Here is an 18,127-nt window from a genome sequence, read left to right on the forward strand (position 1 = left end):
CTATAGAATAAGATTTATTTTTTATTAAGTAAAGTGAATTTAAGAATTTATTGCCCGTATTTCTGTAAAATAAATAATCCCAAACTACAAACAGTTTGGGATTATCTTTCTCATTTATTATGCGCATCTAACCAAGAAATTAAATCTTTAAATACTTCATCCTTATTTACTTCATGAAACATTTCATGTCTACCATTTTCATATAAACGTAGTGTCACGTCTTTCACACCACATTTTTTATAGTTTTCATATACTTCTTTTACACCTTTCCCCATATCGCCAACAGGATCACGATCACCAGAGAATATATGTATTGGAAGATTCTTTGGCGTCTTCTTGTATTCTTCTAGTTTATTTACTTCTAATACACCAGAAAATAATTCTCGGTAAAAACTCGTCGTACAAATGAAACCACATAACGGATCCGCAATATATTTATCAACTTGATTATTATCTGAAGATAACCAATCAAATTTTGTACGATTTGGCTTAAAGTTCGAATTGAAGTTTCCGAAAGATAAAAAGTTTAGCATTGGACTTTTCGTTTTTGCACCACGCAATTTCATTTCGATTGTTGCTACTTTATGACCAATAGCTCCTAAAAGCCCTGGATTTCCACCTGTTCCTGAAATCAGAAATCCATCATATAATTCGCCTCTAAGTTGCACAGCACGTCTTGATAAAAAAGAACCCATACTATGGCCAAGTAAAAATAACGGGCATGTCTGCTCTTTTCTTACCGTTTCTGATACAAAAATAACATCAGACACAGCCTCATTCCAACCTACATTTGGTTTAAAATGACCATAATCTTCTTCTCTTTTCACTGTTTTCCCATGACCTTTATGATCATGTGCATAAACACCATACCCTGCTTCTAATAACGCAGCAATAAAGTCTGTATAAACACCTGCATGTTCTGTCATACCATGTGCAATTTGAATAATCCCTTTCGGTTTACCTTCTGGCAACCACTTGCGTAAATAAATTTCTGATCCATCCAATGCCGTAACGAAACTTTCCTGTACGTTCATTTCGTCAGCTCCCAACTCTATTATGTATCTTTAAAAATGAATATCGATTCATTTTTCTTACTATGTATTATATGCAATTGCCTTCATTATGACAAATGACTCACTTTTCCAATTAGCTCAATAACTATTATGTTGACGAACCGAAAATAAAATTATATAGTCACTTACATAAAGTAACTATATAATTTTTAGGAGGTTTCTACTATTATGATGCCATCATTATTTTTAGCACATGGTTCGCCTATGCTCGCTATTCAAGATACAGACTATACACGATTTTTAAAAACACTTGGAGAAACATATAAACCGAAAGCAATTGTTATTTTCACTGCTCACTGGGAAAGTGAAGTATTAACGATTTCCTCATCAGATAACGAGTATGAAACAATTTATGATTTTGGAGGTTTTCCCCCTGAGTTATACGAAATCAAATATCGTGCGAAAGGCTCTTCTAGCATTGCATCTATGTTAGAAACAAAATTTAAGAACAAAGGTATTTCAGTCCATCATAATATGACGAGAGGTTTAGATCATGGTTCATGGACACTCCTGCACCGCATGTATCCAGAAGCAAATATTCCTGTCGTGCAAATATCAGTCAATCCATTCCTTTCTGCAAAAGAACAATTTGAAATTGGAGAAGCACTTAAAGGACTCGGACAAGAAGATATTTTAGTAATCGGGAGTGGTGTTACCGTCCATAACTTACGAGCTTTGAAGTGGAATCAAACTACACCTGAAAAATGGGCAATTGAATTTGATGATTGGATTATTAAACATATGCAGCATAACGATAAAGATGCATTGTTTAATTGGGAGAAAAATGCTCCTCATGCACAATTAGCAGTACCAAGAGCAGAACATTTTGTTCCTTTATTTATCGCTATGGGAAGTGGTGAAAATAGCGGTGAAGTCATTCACCGTAGTTATGAGCTTGGTACATTAAGCTATCTATGTCTTAAATTTTAAAGAAAAGGATGAAGCAATCATTGCTTCACCCTTTTTTTATTCACTAAGTTAACTAACTTCCAAATGTTGTTTCTCTGATACCTCTTCGTTCTTATTATGAAAATAAACCCAGATACACGCAATAAATAATAGTGATGATGTAGAGAGGAAAACATATTGGAAGCCTGCATGTGCTGCAATTTGCCCCCCGAGCACTGGACCAATCATATTTCCTAAAAACTGAAATGATTGATTATATCCAAATATCCGTCCCGTAACATGGGTTGGTGTATGTTGTTTTAGTAGAGTTTGTACGGAAGGTAATAATCCTGCTTGTGCGATACCTAATAAAAATCGAAGAATTAATAGTTGCCAAGCTGAGGTTACAAATGCTTGCGGGATAAAAATAATTCCTGCAGCAAATAACGCTACAACTAACGTTTTTTGAGGACCGATATGATCTGATAATCTTCCTAGTCTTGGTGCTGCCAAAATAACGGCTAATCCTGTTGCTGACATAACTGCTCCCGCAATTGTTTCAATATGTGCAGTATGAGGACCTACTAAATTTTTCACGTACAATGTAACAATTGGTTGAACTGACATATTAGCAAGTTGAATAATAAATGTTGTTACAAATAAACTAATAATTAAATGCTTCGCTGGGACCATCGTCCATACTTTTTTCGGCTGTGTTTTTTTTGCTTGAGCAGAGTGATTTTCTTCATGCAAGAAGAAAAAAACGATGAGAAAGGAAAGGAATAAAAAAGCTCCTGTAACAAGAAAGACATGACGCATTCCAATTAACTCAGACAAATATCCACCAAGTAATGGACCAAGTAAAGAACCGCTCACGCCACCAGTTGAAATTGTAGAAATTGCCCAACCTGAATGTTCTTTCGGAGTTTCTGCTGCAATAAATGTCATTGCGGTTGAAAGGAAACCAGATACTGCTCCCATTAAAAATCTTAGTGCGACTAATTGATATACATCCGTTACAAACCCCATAAGCGTCATAATAATCGCCATACCGAGGCTAGCACGAATAAGCATCAGTTTCCGTCCATGTATATCACCAAGCTTTCCCCATATTGGCGATACGATCGCACCCATTAAAAATGTTACACCAAATGCAAGTCCCGACCACTGTGCAATACTTGAAGTGCCAGTTACTCCTAATTCCTCAATATAAAAAGATAAGAAAGGAATTACTAAACTCATACCGGCTGCAGTGGTAAAACAACCTAGCCAACAAATCATTAAATTTCGTTTCCAGCTGGCCATTTTCACACCTTCTTTCTTTAGATACCCATTCTACACCCTTTCTTGTAAAAAGTTTAGTAATTTGCTTTTTATGCAAGATTTACTACAAAACCCGCTATTTTCTAGTAAAAACCACTACATCTCTACATCATTTTCATAATAAAACCAACTCCTCTATATGAAGTTGGTTACTTATTATCTATCGGTATTAAACGAGCATTACAATTTCTCTCGTAAAACTCAATGGGACCTGCTTGTCCAATAATCGCATATTCATATCCATCTTGCTTCATATTATATAAACAATGATACAATAATTCTTTTCCTACACCTTTCACACGATTTTGTTTCGCTATGCCCATTGGACCAAACAATCCTTTCTTTCCTCTCACTACATCGTAACAGGCGAAACCAACTATTACTTCCTCCTGCTGTGCAATATAGATAGGTAACTTTTCATTATATGTCCGAAATCCGTAATCAACCGACTGTAACCACCGTTCACAAAATTCAGCCGCCACAAATCGTGATAACTTATCAAAATCAGAAGGACTAGCTCTTCTTACATGACAAAATAATGTGTTATAAGTAGGTTTAAAACTATTTAAATCAACCGCTAAGTCTCTCGGTGCAGCTGTAATACGTAATATATCTTCTTGCATTTGTGTATGTATAAATTCGCCAATATCTGTATCTACACGAAATAACGCATACATAATATGTCCTTCATTGATTACTACTTGCTGAAAGCGTTCCATACGTTTCTTCGCTATTTGTAAAATTTCTATCGCCTTATAAGATAGTTTATATTGCCCTATTTTTTTATACTCTTGATTATGTAAATCGAATCGTTTTCGTAACGAAAGTTTTTCTGAAAAATCTGGACCGACTTTATGAAACAAATACATATATAACTCAGCGCAAACTCCTGTACCTTCTTTACACATACCTATAAACAGATGGACCGGGTGAATTATGTTATACTCACTCTCTTCTGCTGCAATCTCCAATATTTTATGCACACGTTTTGTAAATTGAAATTCCTCCATATGTGTTTCCATCCCCCTACTACTTTACTATTAAACCGTAACCATAAATAATTGAAACAATTACACCCACTACTAATATACCTGGAAGTAAATTTGCCACTTTAATTTTAATAAATCCGAGTAAGTTTAATCCGATAGCAGATATCATAATGCCGCCTGCAGCCGTCATCTCCACTATAAATTGGTTCATTAATTCTTCCGGGACAAAACTATTAATTTGTGTTGCAAAAACTGCAATACCACCTTCATATAAAACAACTGGAATCGCCGAAAATACTACGCCAATTCCTAGAGTTGTCGTTAATATAATAGAAATAAATCCATCGATAATTGCCTTGGTAAATAAAATATTATGATTTCCGCGAATCCCACTGTCAAGTGCACCAAGTATCCCCATCGCACCAATTGCAAAAATTAAAGTAGCTGTTACAAAACCTTCTGATATGCTTCCTTTCCCCTTCGATCCAACTTTATTTTCTAGCCAATCCCCTAAATTTTTTAACTTTTCTTCTAATTGTAACCATTCTCCAATTACCGTACCAATCACTAAACTCAGTATGACAACAAGAAAGTTTTCACTTTTTAATGCCATTTGAAGCCCAAGCACAGTAACCGCTAAACCGATTGCGTGCATTATCGTCCCTTTCATACTTTCTGGAATCCTACTAAATAATTTACCAAGTAAAGTACCAAATATAATACAAATTCCATTTACAACTGCTCCTAATATAACCATTTCTCATTCTTCACCCTTCGAATTCTTTATTTCTATATTTTGGTTTATACATTGATTTACAGGTTATCTATATGTTAACTTAATATTGAGAATATTAACAAATGTTTTCCACTACATAACCCGCTGTTTTTTTGTAACTTTAATTACCTTTAATAGATTCAGTGTTAATTTAATTGCGGGATAATATTAAAAGGGAAGGTATATATGAAAACTTTACTAAAACGATTTTTGTTAATAGCCTTTTTCATTACACCGATTGTTTTATTAATCAATTACTCTTTTATTTCAAAAGCAAAAGACAAACACGATTTACAAAACAAATCTAGTAAAACCGCTTCAAAAAGCGAAAAGAAAATAGAAGATCAAGAAATCACACTCACCTTCTCTGGTGATACAATGTTTGATTGGCAATTACGTCCTATAATCGAAAAGAATGGAGCTGATTACCCATTCCAACATGTAAAAGAAGAAATAAAAAAAGCTGATATTTCTTTTGTGAATTTAGAATCGGCATTTACAACGAAAGAAAAGAAAGCACCTGGGCAACTGTTTTGGATTAAAAGTGATCCATCTACACTACAAGCTATTAAAAACACTGGATATGACATCGTAAATATTGGGAATAACCACACACTTGATTATGGGCAAGATGGATTATTAGATACGATTTCTCACGTAGAAAAATTAAAGTTCCCTTACATTGGAGCCGGAAAAAATGCAAAAGATGCATATACAGCACGAGAAATGACCGTAAAAGGGAAAAAGTTTAAATTTCTTTCCTTCGTTCGATTTATGCCTGATTCTAATTGGGTAGCTGGTGAGAATAAACCTGGCGTTGCGAATGGCTATGATTTAAATCTTGTAACAAAAACAATTAAAGAACAAAAACAAGATGCAGACTATTTAATCGTCTATATGCATTGGGGCGTTGAAAAATCAAACCGTCCGGTAGAATACCAAAAGCAATATGTACCTAAAATGGTTGAAGCAGGAGCTAACGCGATTGTCGGAAGCCATCCACATTGGTTACAAGGGTTTGAGTATTATAATAAAGTTCCTATCGCTTACTCATTAGGTAACTTTTTATTCCCAAGTTATGTGAATGGAAAAAGCGCCGAAACTGGCGTATTAACTTTAACTTTTAAAGGAAAGGATGTCCAAATGTCATTCAATCCTTATATCATTCGCAACAACCAAGTTTCCCCTGTAAATGAGGAAGAAAAGAAAAAAGCTCTTCAATATTTACAAACAATTTCAACTGATGTAGAAATTGATGATACAGGGAAAATAAAAAATAAACGAAACTAGACAGCTCAAGATCTATTTCTCTGTAATCTACTTTACAGAATAGGTGATAAACATGCTGAAAAACTTATTAGAAAATGTAAGTTTGTTAGAAAATATTTATAAAATGTCTATAGCCGTTCTACTTTTATGTTCAGTTTTTTCTGTTAGATTTCTAAAAAAAATAAAACGCGAACGAAAACTTACTACCTTTGAATTTACTATGTATGTAATTATTCGCATTGCGATATTTTTTTTGGTTAACTAGCTTTATTCTTCTTGAATTTAATGAGTATCTAGTTTAACTATAAAAAAGATAGAACAAGCACTATATTTCTTCGCTTGTATCTATCTTTTTTATTTAGATGCTTATTCTTCCCTTCTATTAAATAAGCAAATCAAACAAAACAGGGTTTTTATTAAGCTCCATAAATTGAATATTATTTTCTTTAAAGCGAGTAATTAATTGCTCATAATCTTCTTTATGTTTTAACTCTACTCCGACTAATGCTGGACCATTTTCCTTATTATGTTTCTTAATATACTCAAAACGAGTAATATCATCTTCTGGCCCCAATCCTTTATCAAGAAATTCTCTTAACGCGCCTGAACGCTGTGGGAATTCAATGATGAAATAATGCTTTAACCCTTCGTAAATGAGAGATCGTTCTTTCATTTCTTGCATTCTATCAATGTCATTATTTCCACCACTTAGCGTACATACAACTGTTTTACCTTTTATTTCATCCCTGTATAAATCAAGTGCTGCAATAGAGAGTGCACCAGCTGGTTCAGCTACAATCGCATTTTTCTTATACAGTTCTAAAATCGTCGTACAAACTTTCCCCTCTGGTACTAAAACGATGTCATCAATTACATCTTTACAAGTTTCAAAAGTTAACTTTCCTACCTTTTTAACCGCTGCCCCATCAACAAAACTATCTATTTTCTCTAATGCGACATTATCATTTTGAAGAAAAGCCTCTTTCATAGAGGCAGCTCCCATCGGTTCTACACCAATAACCTTTGTAGTAGGACTAACACCTTTTACATATGTACCAACACCTGATGCTAATCCACCACCGCCGATTGCCGTAAAGATATAATCAACCGGTTTCTCCATATCATGCATAATTTCAACTGCCACTGTCCCTTGACCAGCAACTACATACGGATCATCAAACGGATGAACAAATGTCATTCTATTTTCTTCACAATAACACTGTGCTTCTTGGAAAGAGCTATCGAATGTATCACCAACTAATACAATCTCTGCGAAATCACCACCGAAAAATTGTACTTGTGATACTTTTTGTTTCGGTGTTGTTGTGGGCATAAATATTTTCGACGGAATCTTCAATAAATTACATGTATAAGCAACTCCTTGCGCATGATTACCAGCACTTGCACAAACAACACCGTTTTGTAACTTTTCTTTCGGTAAACTTTGAATCAAATTGTATGCACCACGAATTTTGAAAGAGCGAATTAATTGTAAATCTTCTCGTTTTACATAAACGTCACAATCATATTTCTCAGATAAAACTGTATCACGTTGTAACGGTGTTTTAATAACGATATCTTTCATGCAATTATGAGCCATTAAGATATCTTCAATTTTCACTCTCTCCTTTACCTTTTGCACCATTATATATCATCCTTATCTCTTTTAAATTGGCTCAATCAAAATGTGGGATTTTCAGAACAGCCCCTGTATTCGCCGATGTTACCATTTGTGCATAACGTCCAAGCCAGCCAGTTTTCACTTTCGGTTCTGGTCGTTTCCATTCTTTTTTACGCTTATCTAATTCTTCATTACTCACTCTTACTTCTAGCAAGCGTTCTTCAACATCAATACATACAATATCCCCTTGTTCAAGAAGTGCGATCGTTCCACCAGCTGCTGCTTCTGGTGAAATATGTCCTACTGAAATTCCACGTGAAGCTCCAGAGAAACGTCCATCCGTTAATAATGCAACCTCAGCACCTAATCCCATTCCAGCAATTGCTGATGTTGGTGCTAACATTTCTGGCATACCAGGGCCACCTCTTGGTCCTTCATAACGAATGACAACTACATCTCCTTTTTTCACTTTCCCAAGCATAATGCCAGCAAGTGCCTCATCTTGTGAATTAAAAATAACGCAAGGTCCTTCAAAACGCTTTACCTCTGTTGCACCGCTTTTAATAACCGCTCCATCTTTCGCAAGGTTGCCTTTTAATATACGCAATCCTCCTTCCTCACTATGAGGGTTTTCAAGAGAGTGAATAACTTCCTTATCTTTAATCTCTGCCTCAGCAATATTTTCTCTTAATGTTTGCCCAGTAGCAGTTATTCGATCAAGATGAAGTACTCCTTCTTTCCGGCTCATCTCTTTCAAAATTGCACTAATCCCGCCCGCACGATCAATATCTTCCATATGCCAATTGGAAGCAGGGCTTACTTTACATAAATGTGGTACACGTCTTGAAACGGCATCAATACGGTTCATATCGTAATCTAATCCAGCCTCTTGCGCGAGCGCCAATGTATGCAACACTGTATTTGTTGAACCGCCCATCGCCATATCAAGCGCAAACGCATCATCAATTGCTTCTTCCGTTACAATGTCTCTTGGTTTAATATCTCTTTCAATTAAAATTTTCAATTTCTCTGCTGCTTGTTTAATTAACTCTTCACGTCTTGGATCAATTGCTAAAATACTCCCGTTACCAGGAAGAGCTAAACCTAACACTTCACATAAACAATTCATAGAGTTCGCGGTAAACATACCCGAACAAGAGCCACAAGATGGACAGCCATGATCTTCAATATCTTTTAATTCTTCTTCTGAAATTTTCCCAGATTGATAAGCTCCTACTCCTTCAAAAACGGAACTCAGATCAACAACTTCTCCTTTAGATGTTTTTCCTGCTGCCATTGGGCCGCCTGAAACAAACACAGTCGGAATATTAATACGTAGTGCAGCCATCATCATACCTGGTGTAATTTTGTCACAGTTTGGGATACAAATCATGCCGTCAAACCAGTGTGCATTTACAACCGTTTCTACTGAATCTGCAATTATTTCACGACTCGGAAGAGAATAACGCATACCGATATGTCCCATCGCAATACCATCGTCAACTCCAATTGTATTGAATTCGAATGGTACCATACCTGCCGCACGAACTGCCTCTTTTACAAGTTTCCCAAACTCGTTCAAGTGTTTATGCCCTGGAATAATTTCAATAAAAGAATTACAAATCGCTATGAAAGGTTTATCAAAATCTTCATCTTTCAAACCAGTTGCTTTTAATAAACTACGGTGCGGCGCTTTATCAAAACCTTTTTTAATCATGTCACTTCTCATCTTGTCAAATCCCCTCTTACATATTTTTCATTTATACTCTCTTACTCTATTTCTTTACTAATTCTTTCGGTGCATGAATCCAACTCATCATTTCACGAAGCTCTGCTCCCACTTTTTCTAATTGATGATTTTGTTCTGCTTTTTTCATTGCGTTATACGTCGGACGCCCTGCTTGATTTTCTAAAATCCATTTCTTCGCAAATTCACCTTGCTGAATTTCTGTCAGAACACGCTTCATTTCCTTCTTCGTTTCATCTGTAACAATTCTCGATCCTGTTACATAATCTCCAAATTCTGCCGTATCTGAAATAGAATGGCGCATATTCGTTAATCCACCTTCGTACATTAAGTCAACAATTAGCTTTAATTCATGCAAACATTCAAAGTATGCAATTTCAGGACGATATCCACCTTCCGTTAACGTTTCGAACCCGGCCTTCACAAGTGCAGTTACCCCGCCGCAAAGTACAGCTTGCTCACCGAATAAATCCGTTTCGGTTTCTTCTTGGAATGTCGTTTCAATTACACCCGCACGTGTACAACCTACACCTTTTGCATACGCTAATGCTACATGTAGCGCTGTTCCCGTCGCATCTTGATGCACTGCGACTAATGCCGGAACACCATTTCCTTCTTGATATACACGGCGAACGAGATGACCTGGACTTTTTGGCGCAACCATTGCTACATCTACGTAACTTGGCGGATTAATTTGGCCGAAGTGAATGTTAAATCCATGTGAGAAAAGTAACATTTGTCCTTCACGGAGATTCTCTTCTACTTCTGATTTATATACATGTGCTTGCTGTTCATCTGGCAATAACATTTGTACAACTTGTGCGGTTCGAACCGCTTCTGAAACAGACATTACTTCAAATCCATCTGCTTTTGCTACTTCATACGATTTACCAGGTCTAACACCAACTACAACTTCCACACCTGAATCACGTAAATTTTGTGCCTGCGCATGCCCTTGAGATCCATAACCAATTACCGCAACTGTTTTCCCTTGTAATAACTCTACATTTGCATCTTTCTCATAATACGTTTTCATACTCCATACACCCCTTATAATTTATTTACTTGCAGTACATCAATTAATTTTTTCAACTGACTAACAAGTAATGTCGCTTCATTTTCAGTACAAACTGCTGTGAGTTTCATTTCAGAAACGCCACTCGTATCTCTTTCGTTTAAATGTAAAGAAGAAATATAATAGCCACGCCGAGCAAAAATTCCACTTATACGTAATAAGACACTTGGCTCGTTATGAATAACGAGTGAAAAAGTATGACTCATTCTTCCCACCTCTTCATAATCATTTCGTTATTCCCTTTGTTTGGCGGAACCATCGGAAATACGTTTTCACCTTCTTCTACACAAAAATCAACTACGACAGGACCTTCGTGAGCAAATGCTTCTAACACCACTTGTTTCGCCTCTGTTGAATTTGTCGCCCTTAATCCCTTCACTCCATAAGCTTCTGCCACTTTCACAAAATCTGGTGCGCCAATTTTTGACTCTGATAAACGATTTTCATAAAACATTTCTTGCCATTGCCTTACCATCCCTAAAAATCTGTTATTTATAATAAATACTTTTACAGGGATGTTATTTTCAGCAATTGTTTGTAGTTCTTGAATGTTCATTTGAAAAGAAGCATCACCTGCAATACAAACGACGAGTTCTTCTTCTTTTGCAAGCTGAGCACCAATTGCCGCTGGGAACCCAAACCCCATTGTTCCTAATCCTCCAGAGGTAAGGAACGTCCGAGGTTTTCTTGCTTTATAGAAGTGAGCAGCCCACATTTGATGCTGTCCTACTTCTGTTGTGACAATCGCTTCACCATTCGTTAATTCACTTACTAAGTTGATCACATGCTGTGGTTTTAACTCAGATTCTTTTTGCTTATAAGAAAGTGGATATTCTTCTTTCCATGCCTTTACTTTCTGAAGCCATTCATCTGTTTGTGTATAAATAGACATATGTAACAACATGTGTAACGCTTTTTTCACATCACCAACAATCGGATGCTCTACAGTTACATTTTTATGAAACTCAGAAGGATCAATATCAATATGTACTTTTTTCGAGTGCGGAGAAAAAAGTTCTAATTTCCCTGTTACACGATCATCGAAGCGAACACCTAATGCAAGTAGTAAATCACATTCTGTTACCGCCATATTAGCAGCGTATGTCCCATGCATACCAAGCATCCCTAGAAACAATGGATCTCCCGGTGGATATGCACCAAGTCCCATTAAAGTTGAAACGACTGGAATACGGTTCTCCCTTGCGAATTCGAAAAGTTCATCGGATCCACCTGAATGAATGACACCTCCTCCAATATAAAGAAGTGGACGCTTTGATTTTGAAATTGCTTTAGCCACCTCTCTAAGTTTCATGCTGTCTGGTACAAGTTCTGGTTTGTACCCCGGAATATCAACTTCTTCATTAAAGAAACTGGTGACTTTTGCATTTTGAACATCTTTTGGAATATCGATTAATACTGGTCCCGGTCGTCCGCTTTTGGCGATGTAAAAAGCTTCTTGCACAATTCGTGATACATGATTTACATCACGAACTTGGTAATTATGCTTCGTAACAGGTACTGTAATTCCGACAACATCCGCTTCTTGAAATCCATCTTTACCAATTAAAGGCGTTGCAACTTGGCCGGTAATGACAACTAAAGGAATCGAATCCATATAAGCGTCTGCTAAGCCCGTAACTAAATTTGTCGCCCCTGGGCCAGAGGTAGCAAAGACTACCCCGATCTTCCCAGAAGCTCTCGCATATCCTTCAGCCGCATGAATGGCAGCTTGTTCATGACGAGTTAAAACATGTTTCAAACCACTTTCGTATAACGCATCGTATACTGGTAAAATCGCTCCGCCTGGATAGCCGAAAACGGTCGTTACACCCAATTTCTTCAAACCTTGAATCACGTGCCCAGCGCCTGTCATTTCTTCACACTGTAACTTCTCATACGCTGTATACTGCTGCTTCATTTCAATTAACTCCTCTCCTTATTTATGCTAAGCTTTCCGTCAGCCCGGGAACACGTACTCCTCTTTCTCTCGTTAATTTTTTAAATTCTTCGGTCAATTGTTTCGTTACACTTCCTGGTTTCCCATCTCCAATTTCTCTCGAATCAACTTTTACAACTGGAATTAACTCCGCTGCTGTTCCTGTTAAAAATACTTCATCCGCTACATATACGTCATGGCGAGTGAATGGTCTTTCCTCACACGGAATACTCAGTCGTTCACATAGCTCGATAACACTATTTCTCGTAATACCTTCTAATGCCCCTAAATAGGATGGCGGGGTTAATACTTTTCCATCTTTCACAACGAAAACATTATCGCCAGAACCTTCACAAACATATCCTTGTTGATTTAACATAAGAGCCTCTAACACTCCTGCTTGTGCCGCCTCAATTTTTACAAGTACGTTATTTAAATAATTCATTGACTTAATACGTGGATCTAACGCGTCTGGCGTATTACGTCTTGATGCAACAGATACAACGCTTAGCCCATTATCATAAAATTCTTGTGGGAATAACTTTAATTGTTCTGCAATGATAATTACGCTCGGCTTCACACAACTTCTCGGATCGAGTCCTAAGTCACCTTTTCCTCTTGAGACAATTAAGCGAATATAAGCATCAGCGTATTCATTTTTTTGGAGTGTATGTAAAACTGCTTCTTCCATTTCTTCTACCGTCATTGGAATTGTTAGTAAAATAGATTTCGCTGATTCATACAATCGTTTCACATGTTCTTTTAAACAAAATACATTTCCTCCGTAACTACGAATCCCTTCAAATACACCGTCTCCGTATAAAAAACCGTGATCATACACTGAAACAACTGCCTTTTCTTTTTCTACAAATTCCCCATTCATGTAAATGTACTGGTTTCCCATCTCACATCGCTCCTCTTTTTTCTCTATTTTTGCAATCTATTTCTACATCGATTGCTGAGATGAGTAATTTTAACAGAATATTCAGTATATAAACCTTAAAAATATACTCGTCTCAACAATCGATTACTTACATACTTGTAGCAATCCATTGCTGAGACGAGGGAATCGTGGTACCACTCAGCTTCCTTATACTTCTCACGAAATATAAGCTCTGCAAGTCCAATTAGACTTTTGTTTTTCTATCGGGAACAACCCCGCTACTTTTTACTAGTTTTCAAAAGTAGTGCTCCAAGGTGATTTTCAATGAGTGAATTGTTACCACCCTCACAGCCTCGGGGCAGCTCTCTGAAACAATCTTTATCATTTACTCTCCTCTTCTACGCATTCTCTTCTTCTATTTTTAAAAATAAAAACTCTCGCCTCAGCAATCAACTACTACAATTTAGTAGCTTTGATTGCTGAGGCGAGAGTTTCGCGTTACCACTCAGCTTCCTTATACTTCTCACGAAATATAAGCTTTGTAGGTCCAATCAGACCTCCGTCCTTTTACCGGAGACGATGCCGCCGCCCTCTACTCAGTTTCCCTTTCGCAAGCGATGCTCCGAGGTGATCTTCAATGATTCGATTGTTACTACCCTCACAGCCTTGGAGTAGCTCTCTGAAACGATCATAATCATCTACTTTCCTCTTCTTTGCATATACAACATATAAAGTTAGAAAATTCTTAATTAACTTTTATTTGTTACACGTATTATAGGACGTTGTTCTTTTCGTTGTCAACATGTTTTCTCAAAAAAATCAAAATTCATTCTATTTATTTTTTCTCAAATCAAAATTGGAATGCATTACTTACATACACTCATATATTACTTAAGTATGTTTGCATTACTACATAAAGAAAAACTTATAAAGTTTATGAGGAGATGAGGAAACTATGTTAAAAGGGAAAGTAGCGTTAGTTACAGGAGCAAGCCGAGGAATTGGACGAGCGATCGCTAAACGTTTAGCAAATGACGGTGCATTGGTTGCTGTTCATTACGGTAATCGAAAAGATGACGCTGAAGAAACTGTTCATGAAATTCGATCAGATGGTGGCCAAGCTTTTTCTATCGGCGCAAATTTAGAATCCTTACACGGTGTAGAAAACCTTTATAACGCTTTAGATACTGAATTACAAAAGCGCACTGGTGAAACACAATTTGATATTTTAATAAACAATGCTGGCATTGGTCCTGGTGCTTTTATTGAAGAAACGACTGAACAATTTTTTGATAGAATGTTTTCAGTAAATGCAAAAGCACCATTCTTTATCATTCAACAAGCACTGCCACGTTTACGTGACAATAGCCGAATTATTAATATTTCATCCGCTGCCACCCGCATTTCTTTACCTGATTTTGTTGCATATAGTATGACGAAAGGCGCTATTAATACAATGACTTTTACGCTAGCAAAACAGCTTGGAGCACGAGGAATAACGGTGAATGCAATACTTCCAGGATTTATTAAAACAGATATGAATGCAGAACTCTTGAGCGACCCGATGATGAAGCAGTACGCTACTACTATTTCCGCTTTCAATCGCTTAGGTGAAGTAGAAGACATTGCCGATACTGCTGCATTCCTTGCTTCTCCAGACAGCCGCTGGGTAACTGGACAATTAATTGATGTGAGCGGAGGATCTTGTTTATAAAAAACATATATTTTCAAATCTTTTTTATTGCGCAATAAAACAATTTATATAATACTATATAAAACATATACATTTAGGAGGATTACAGCAATGTCCGAAAAAACATACGAACTCGCAACCTTCGCAGGCGGTTGCTTTTGGTGCATGGTAAAACCATTTGATGAACTTCCTGGTATTCATAAAGTACTTTCTGGCTATGCAGGAGGTCATGTAGAAAACCCAACATATGAACAAGTAAAAGCTGGAAGATCTGGACATTTAGAAGTTGTTCAAATTACATTCGATCCTTCTATTTTTCCTTATCAGAAATTACTAGACTTATATTGGCCACAAATCGATCCAACTGATGATGGCGGACAATTTTTTGACCGTGGTCCATCTTATCGTACCGCTATTTTTTATCATAACGAAACACAAAAAGGGCTTGCTGAAAAATCAAAACAAGCTCTTACAGAAAGCGGTATGTTTAAAGATCCAATCGTGACTGAAATTCGTCCTGCTGCACCTTTTTACGCAGCAGAGGAATACCACCAACATTTCTATAAAAAGAATCCAGAGAAATATGCTACTGAGCAAAAGGAATCTGGTCGTGAAGACTTTATTAAAGAAAATTGGCAAAAAAAATAATAAAAACGCATCGTGCTTTTTTAATACGATGCGTTTTTATTTTTGATAAAAGTACCATACAATGATGAGAACAACCGCTGTTAATGCCCAAAGCGCTACTTCATTTTTCACTCTACTCTTTTTCTTAGTCATTTCATCTCCTCCTAATAGCAATACAACGTATTCAAGATTTCCTCTGTTTCATTGTCCACCTTATATACATAAATACATCCTTACCAATCCTTATAACAAGACCACCAATGATTCCGATTGCAATTGAAATTACTAACATTTGTCCAAAGCTAAAAGAATTTGTGTACGTTATGTAAAGAACGATACATATAAGTAAAACATCCGGTAAAGAAAGCAAAAACCTTTTAAGCATTCCTTTATCTCCTCTATACTTTATTTATATCTTCTACTGTAATTTTGAAATATAGTTTGTTCAAAAATTCCATTTAGACCCTCATTTTATGAAAAATAATAAGAATCCCTTTTCAAAAGAGATTCTTATTCAGTAGATTTAAGTTTAATTATTTTCTACATATCCTATTCCATAATTACTCCTAAAATAGAATAATATTACTAATCATTTATTGTAAATTGACTATTTGCCAGGCAACCGAATGTCGCGCCAGCTACCTACATCGCATTGGCCAAATTCATTATTACCTACCGCGACTACCGTGCCATCCGATTTAAGGCCAACAGTATGACAACGCCCCGCCGCTATCATATCTTTGGGCCATCGCTTCACTTTTTCTTTCGATAAAAGGTAATCCATGTTTTACCTCCTTGCATATAAGCAACTGTATCATAATAGATATTTTTATCAAATTACATTATAAATCTACATTTACAAAGAAAGCTTATTTTACTTCTTCAAAAAATAAAAACCTCCAGTTTAAATACTAGAGGTTTTCTCGTTATTTCTTCAAGCGGTCAATAAAATCGTTCAATTTATCTAGCGATTTCATATTCTGATTGCAAGCTACACCATCTTTGCAAATGTAGTTTCCCTTTTTAACGAAAGTTCCTGGTACATCGCCTTTAATTTCAACTAAAAACATTCCTACTTCTTCATGCCCATGACATAATGAACAAATGCTTTTTTTATTTAAACTTTGGAACGTTCCTTGCAGACCAACAAATTTATTTTTATCATTTTTCGCTATAATAAATTTCCTGCTTGATCCCTTATCAATCCAGCTTAAATAAGATATTTCTTCCATATCAGGAAGTTTTAACTTTTTCGCCTTAGGAAATAACTTTTTTAATGTTTGTGCTGTAACTTCTTGAAACGGAATTACATACGGATTTATTTTCATTAAAAATGATTCTGCATCTTCTCTATTTTGAACTGTTAATACCGTATCAATTAACTCTTTTTGTTCATCCGTTAAATTCTCAAATACATGTATTATCTTTTCAATCGCAAGCGATTTTAACGCTTGAATTACACCTCTATCATTTGCCGTTGCATGCCCGTTTGCTAAAATATAAGCTTGTGATTTTATAAAATTATATTGATCACTTCTAATAAACGCTTCCATCTTTATCACTCCATACAAATTGTTGATCTAGTTTTATTGTATACAATGATTACGTTTTTTGATATGTAAAAGATAACTTAGAAACAAACATTACATATATCACTTATTCTCTACCGCTGCATTTCCTGACAAAAGAAGCCATCATCCGTTTTCCATTCCGCATATAATACGTCTTCAAATTTAGTAATTCCTTTTTGCTTTATTTGTTTATAAAGCCACCCTTCATCAAATCCCGCTTCCCTCAAATTATCCTTAACTACTTTTCCATCACTAATTAATGAAATTGGTAAGTATACAGGCTTATGTTTTAAACTTAAATCATTTACAGTAGGAGATTCGTATTTACTTTTTTTCAAAACGCTTATGTTTCCGTTAGGTTCCAATATCATATATTCAACTTCTCGGATTGAAAATATATCTTTTTGTTGCCTAAGCATTTGTTGTAATTGGTTTATATCCAAATGATTTACGCTTAATTGTTCACGATCAATCTTTCCATTACGAATAATAATTGAAGGATATCCTTCAAAAAACCTTCTTGTCCCTCTTACTTTTTGTGTTATCACTTCAATAGTATAAATTAAAATTACCCAAACAAATACTGAATATAAAATAGACCATACTTTAATTTTAGGATCATATATTGAATTTCCAACGAGCTCACCTAGGACGATT

At 36.0% G+C, this 18,127-nt stretch carries 17 protein-coding genes, 2 pseudogenes and 1 other annotated feature; of the genes and pseudogenes, 5 read left to right on the plus strand and 14 right to left on the minus strand.

All coding sequences use genetic code 11. The annotated features are described in order from the left end of the window. Positions 1–110: 110 nt before the first annotated feature. The gene (locus ABWK52_RS04935) at positions 111–1,034 is read right to left on the minus strand and encodes an alpha/beta hydrolase (RefSeq protein WP_001102598.1); all 924 of its coding nucleotides are present in this window, start codon (positions 1,032–1,034) and stop codon (positions 111–113) included. Positions 1,035–1,241: 207 nt separating this feature from the next. On the opposite strand from ABWK52_RS04935, the gene ABWK52_RS04940 reads away from it, so the two are divergent. After that, positions 1,242–2,003 carry a DODA-type extradiol aromatic ring-opening family dioxygenase gene (locus tag ABWK52_RS04940; RefSeq protein ID WP_000982910.1) on the plus strand — a complete coding sequence of 254 codons (762 nt, stop codon included), beginning with the start codon at positions 1,242–1,244 and terminating at the stop codon, positions 2,001–2,003. Positions 2,004–2,051: 48 nt separating this feature from the next. Here ABWK52_RS04940 and ABWK52_RS04945 read toward each other — a convergent pair whose 3' ends face one another. The 3 genes from ABWK52_RS04945 to ABWK52_RS04955 all read right to left on the minus strand — a co-directional run bounded on the left by ABWK52_RS04945 (position 2,052) and on the right by ABWK52_RS04955 (position 5,030). Then, positions 2,052–3,266 (minus strand): multidrug efflux MFS transporter, encoded by a 1,215-nt coding sequence (locus ABWK52_RS04945; RefSeq protein WP_000179301.1) that lies wholly within the window; start codon positions 3,264–3,266, stop codon positions 2,052–2,054. 167 nt (positions 3,267–3,433) lie between these two features. Then, the gene (locus tag ABWK52_RS04950; protein WP_000390847.1) at positions 3,434–4,294 is read right to left on the minus strand and encodes a GNAT family N-acetyltransferase; all 861 of its coding nucleotides are present in this window, start codon (positions 4,292–4,294) and stop codon (positions 3,434–3,436) included. Between the two features lie 19 nt (positions 4,295–4,313). Further along, positions 4,314–5,030 carry a DUF554 domain-containing protein gene (locus ABWK52_RS04955; protein WP_097862676.1) on the minus strand — a complete coding sequence of 239 codons (717 nt, stop codon included), beginning with the start codon at positions 5,028–5,030 and terminating at the stop codon, positions 4,314–4,316. Between the two features lie 204 nt (positions 5,031–5,234). Here ABWK52_RS04955 and ABWK52_RS04960 point away from each other — a divergent pair, with 204 nt between their 5' ends. Beyond that, a complete protein-coding gene (locus ABWK52_RS04960; protein ID WP_086409212.1) occupies positions 5,235–6,338 on the plus strand; it encodes a CapA family protein in 1,104 nt (367 codons plus the stop codon). A 52-nt stretch (positions 6,339–6,390) separates the two neighbouring features. Beyond that, positions 6,391–6,619, plus strand: a pseudogene (locus ABWK52_RS04965) (hypothetical protein). Between the two features lie 80 nt (positions 6,620–6,699). On the opposite strand, the gene ilvA reads toward ABWK52_RS04965, so the two are convergent. The 6 genes from ilvA to ilvE are packed head-to-tail and all read right to left on the minus strand — an operon-like array spanning position 6,700 to position 13,600. After that, positions 6,700–7,962: a threonine ammonia-lyase IlvA gene (gene ilvA / locus ABWK52_RS04970; protein ID WP_000250323.1), complete on the minus strand. Its 1,263-nt coding sequence runs from the start codon at positions 7,960–7,962 to the stop codon at positions 6,700–6,702. Positions 7,963–7,993: 31 nt separating this feature from the next. Next, positions 7,994–9,667: a dihydroxy-acid dehydratase gene (gene ilvD, locus ABWK52_RS04975; RefSeq protein WP_001255818.1), complete on the minus strand. Its 1,674-nt coding sequence runs from the start codon at positions 9,665–9,667 to the stop codon at positions 7,994–7,996. A gap of 46 nt (positions 9,668–9,713) precedes the next feature. Continuing rightward, a complete protein-coding gene (gene ilvC, locus ABWK52_RS04980; protein WP_000861136.1) occupies positions 9,714–10,721 on the minus strand; it encodes a ketol-acid reductoisomerase in 1,008 nt (335 codons plus the stop codon). Positions 10,722–10,735: 14 nt separating this feature from the next. After that, positions 10,736–10,966 carry an ACT domain-containing protein gene (locus ABWK52_RS04985; RefSeq protein ID WP_000019916.1) on the minus strand — a complete coding sequence of 77 codons (231 nt, stop codon included), beginning with the start codon at positions 10,964–10,966 and terminating at the stop codon, positions 10,736–10,738. After that, positions 10,963–12,678, minus strand: coding sequence for an acetolactate synthase large subunit (gene ilvB, locus ABWK52_RS04990; protein ID WP_098295643.1), 1,716 nt, complete (start codon positions 12,676–12,678; stop codon positions 10,963–10,965). Before ilvB ends, ABWK52_RS04985 begins: the two co-directional genes overlap by 4 nt. A 22-nt stretch (positions 12,679–12,700) precedes the next feature. Then, on the minus strand, positions 12,701–13,600 hold the full coding sequence (gene ilvE, locus ABWK52_RS04995) for a branched-chain-amino-acid transaminase (protein WP_000528156.1): 900 nt from the start codon (positions 13,598–13,600) through the stop codon (positions 12,701–12,703). 149 nt (positions 13,601–13,749) lie between these two features. Continuing rightward, positions 13,750–13,989, minus strand: a binding site (T-box leader). A 545-nt stretch (positions 13,990–14,534) separates the two neighbouring features. Between ilvE and ABWK52_RS05000 the strand changes: the two genes are divergently transcribed. Further along, positions 14,535–15,293: an SDR family oxidoreductase gene (locus ABWK52_RS05000; RefSeq protein WP_000911808.1), complete on the plus strand. Its 759-nt coding sequence runs from the start codon at positions 14,535–14,537 to the stop codon at positions 15,291–15,293. Between the two features lie 90 nt (positions 15,294–15,383). Then, positions 15,384–15,920 (plus strand): peptide-methionine (S)-S-oxide reductase MsrA, encoded by a 537-nt coding sequence (gene msrA, locus ABWK52_RS05005; protein ID WP_001291864.1) that lies wholly within the window; start codon positions 15,384–15,386, stop codon positions 15,918–15,920. Between the two features lie 163 nt (positions 15,921–16,083). On the opposite strand, the gene ABWK52_RS05010 is transcribed toward msrA, so the two are convergent. From ABWK52_RS05010 to ABWK52_RS05025, 4 genes and pseudogenes are all read right to left on the minus strand, one after another. Next, a complete protein-coding gene (locus tag ABWK52_RS05010) occupies positions 16,084–16,284 on the minus strand; it encodes a hypothetical protein (RefSeq protein WP_000919320.1) in 201 nt (66 codons plus the stop codon). 240 nt (positions 16,285–16,524) lie between these two features. Beyond that, a pseudogene (locus ABWK52_RS05015) lies at positions 16,525–16,683 on the minus strand (RCC1-like domain-containing protein); the annotation flags it as partial. Between the two features lie 142 nt (positions 16,684–16,825). Then, positions 16,826–17,452, minus strand: coding sequence for a FusB/FusC family EF-G-binding protein (locus ABWK52_RS05020; protein ID WP_353771882.1), 627 nt, complete (start codon positions 17,450–17,452; stop codon positions 16,826–16,828). A 110-nt stretch (positions 17,453–17,562) separates the two neighbouring features. Beyond that, the coding region (locus ABWK52_RS05025) for a DUF421 domain-containing protein (RefSeq protein ID WP_353771883.1) at positions 17,563–18,127 on the minus strand (565 nt) is incomplete at its 5' end.

Source organism: Bacillus sp. AP50 (assembly GCF_040492675.1).
Taxonomy (GTDB): Bacteria; Bacillota; Bacilli; order Bacillales; family Bacillaceae_G; genus Bacillus_A; species Bacillus_A cereus.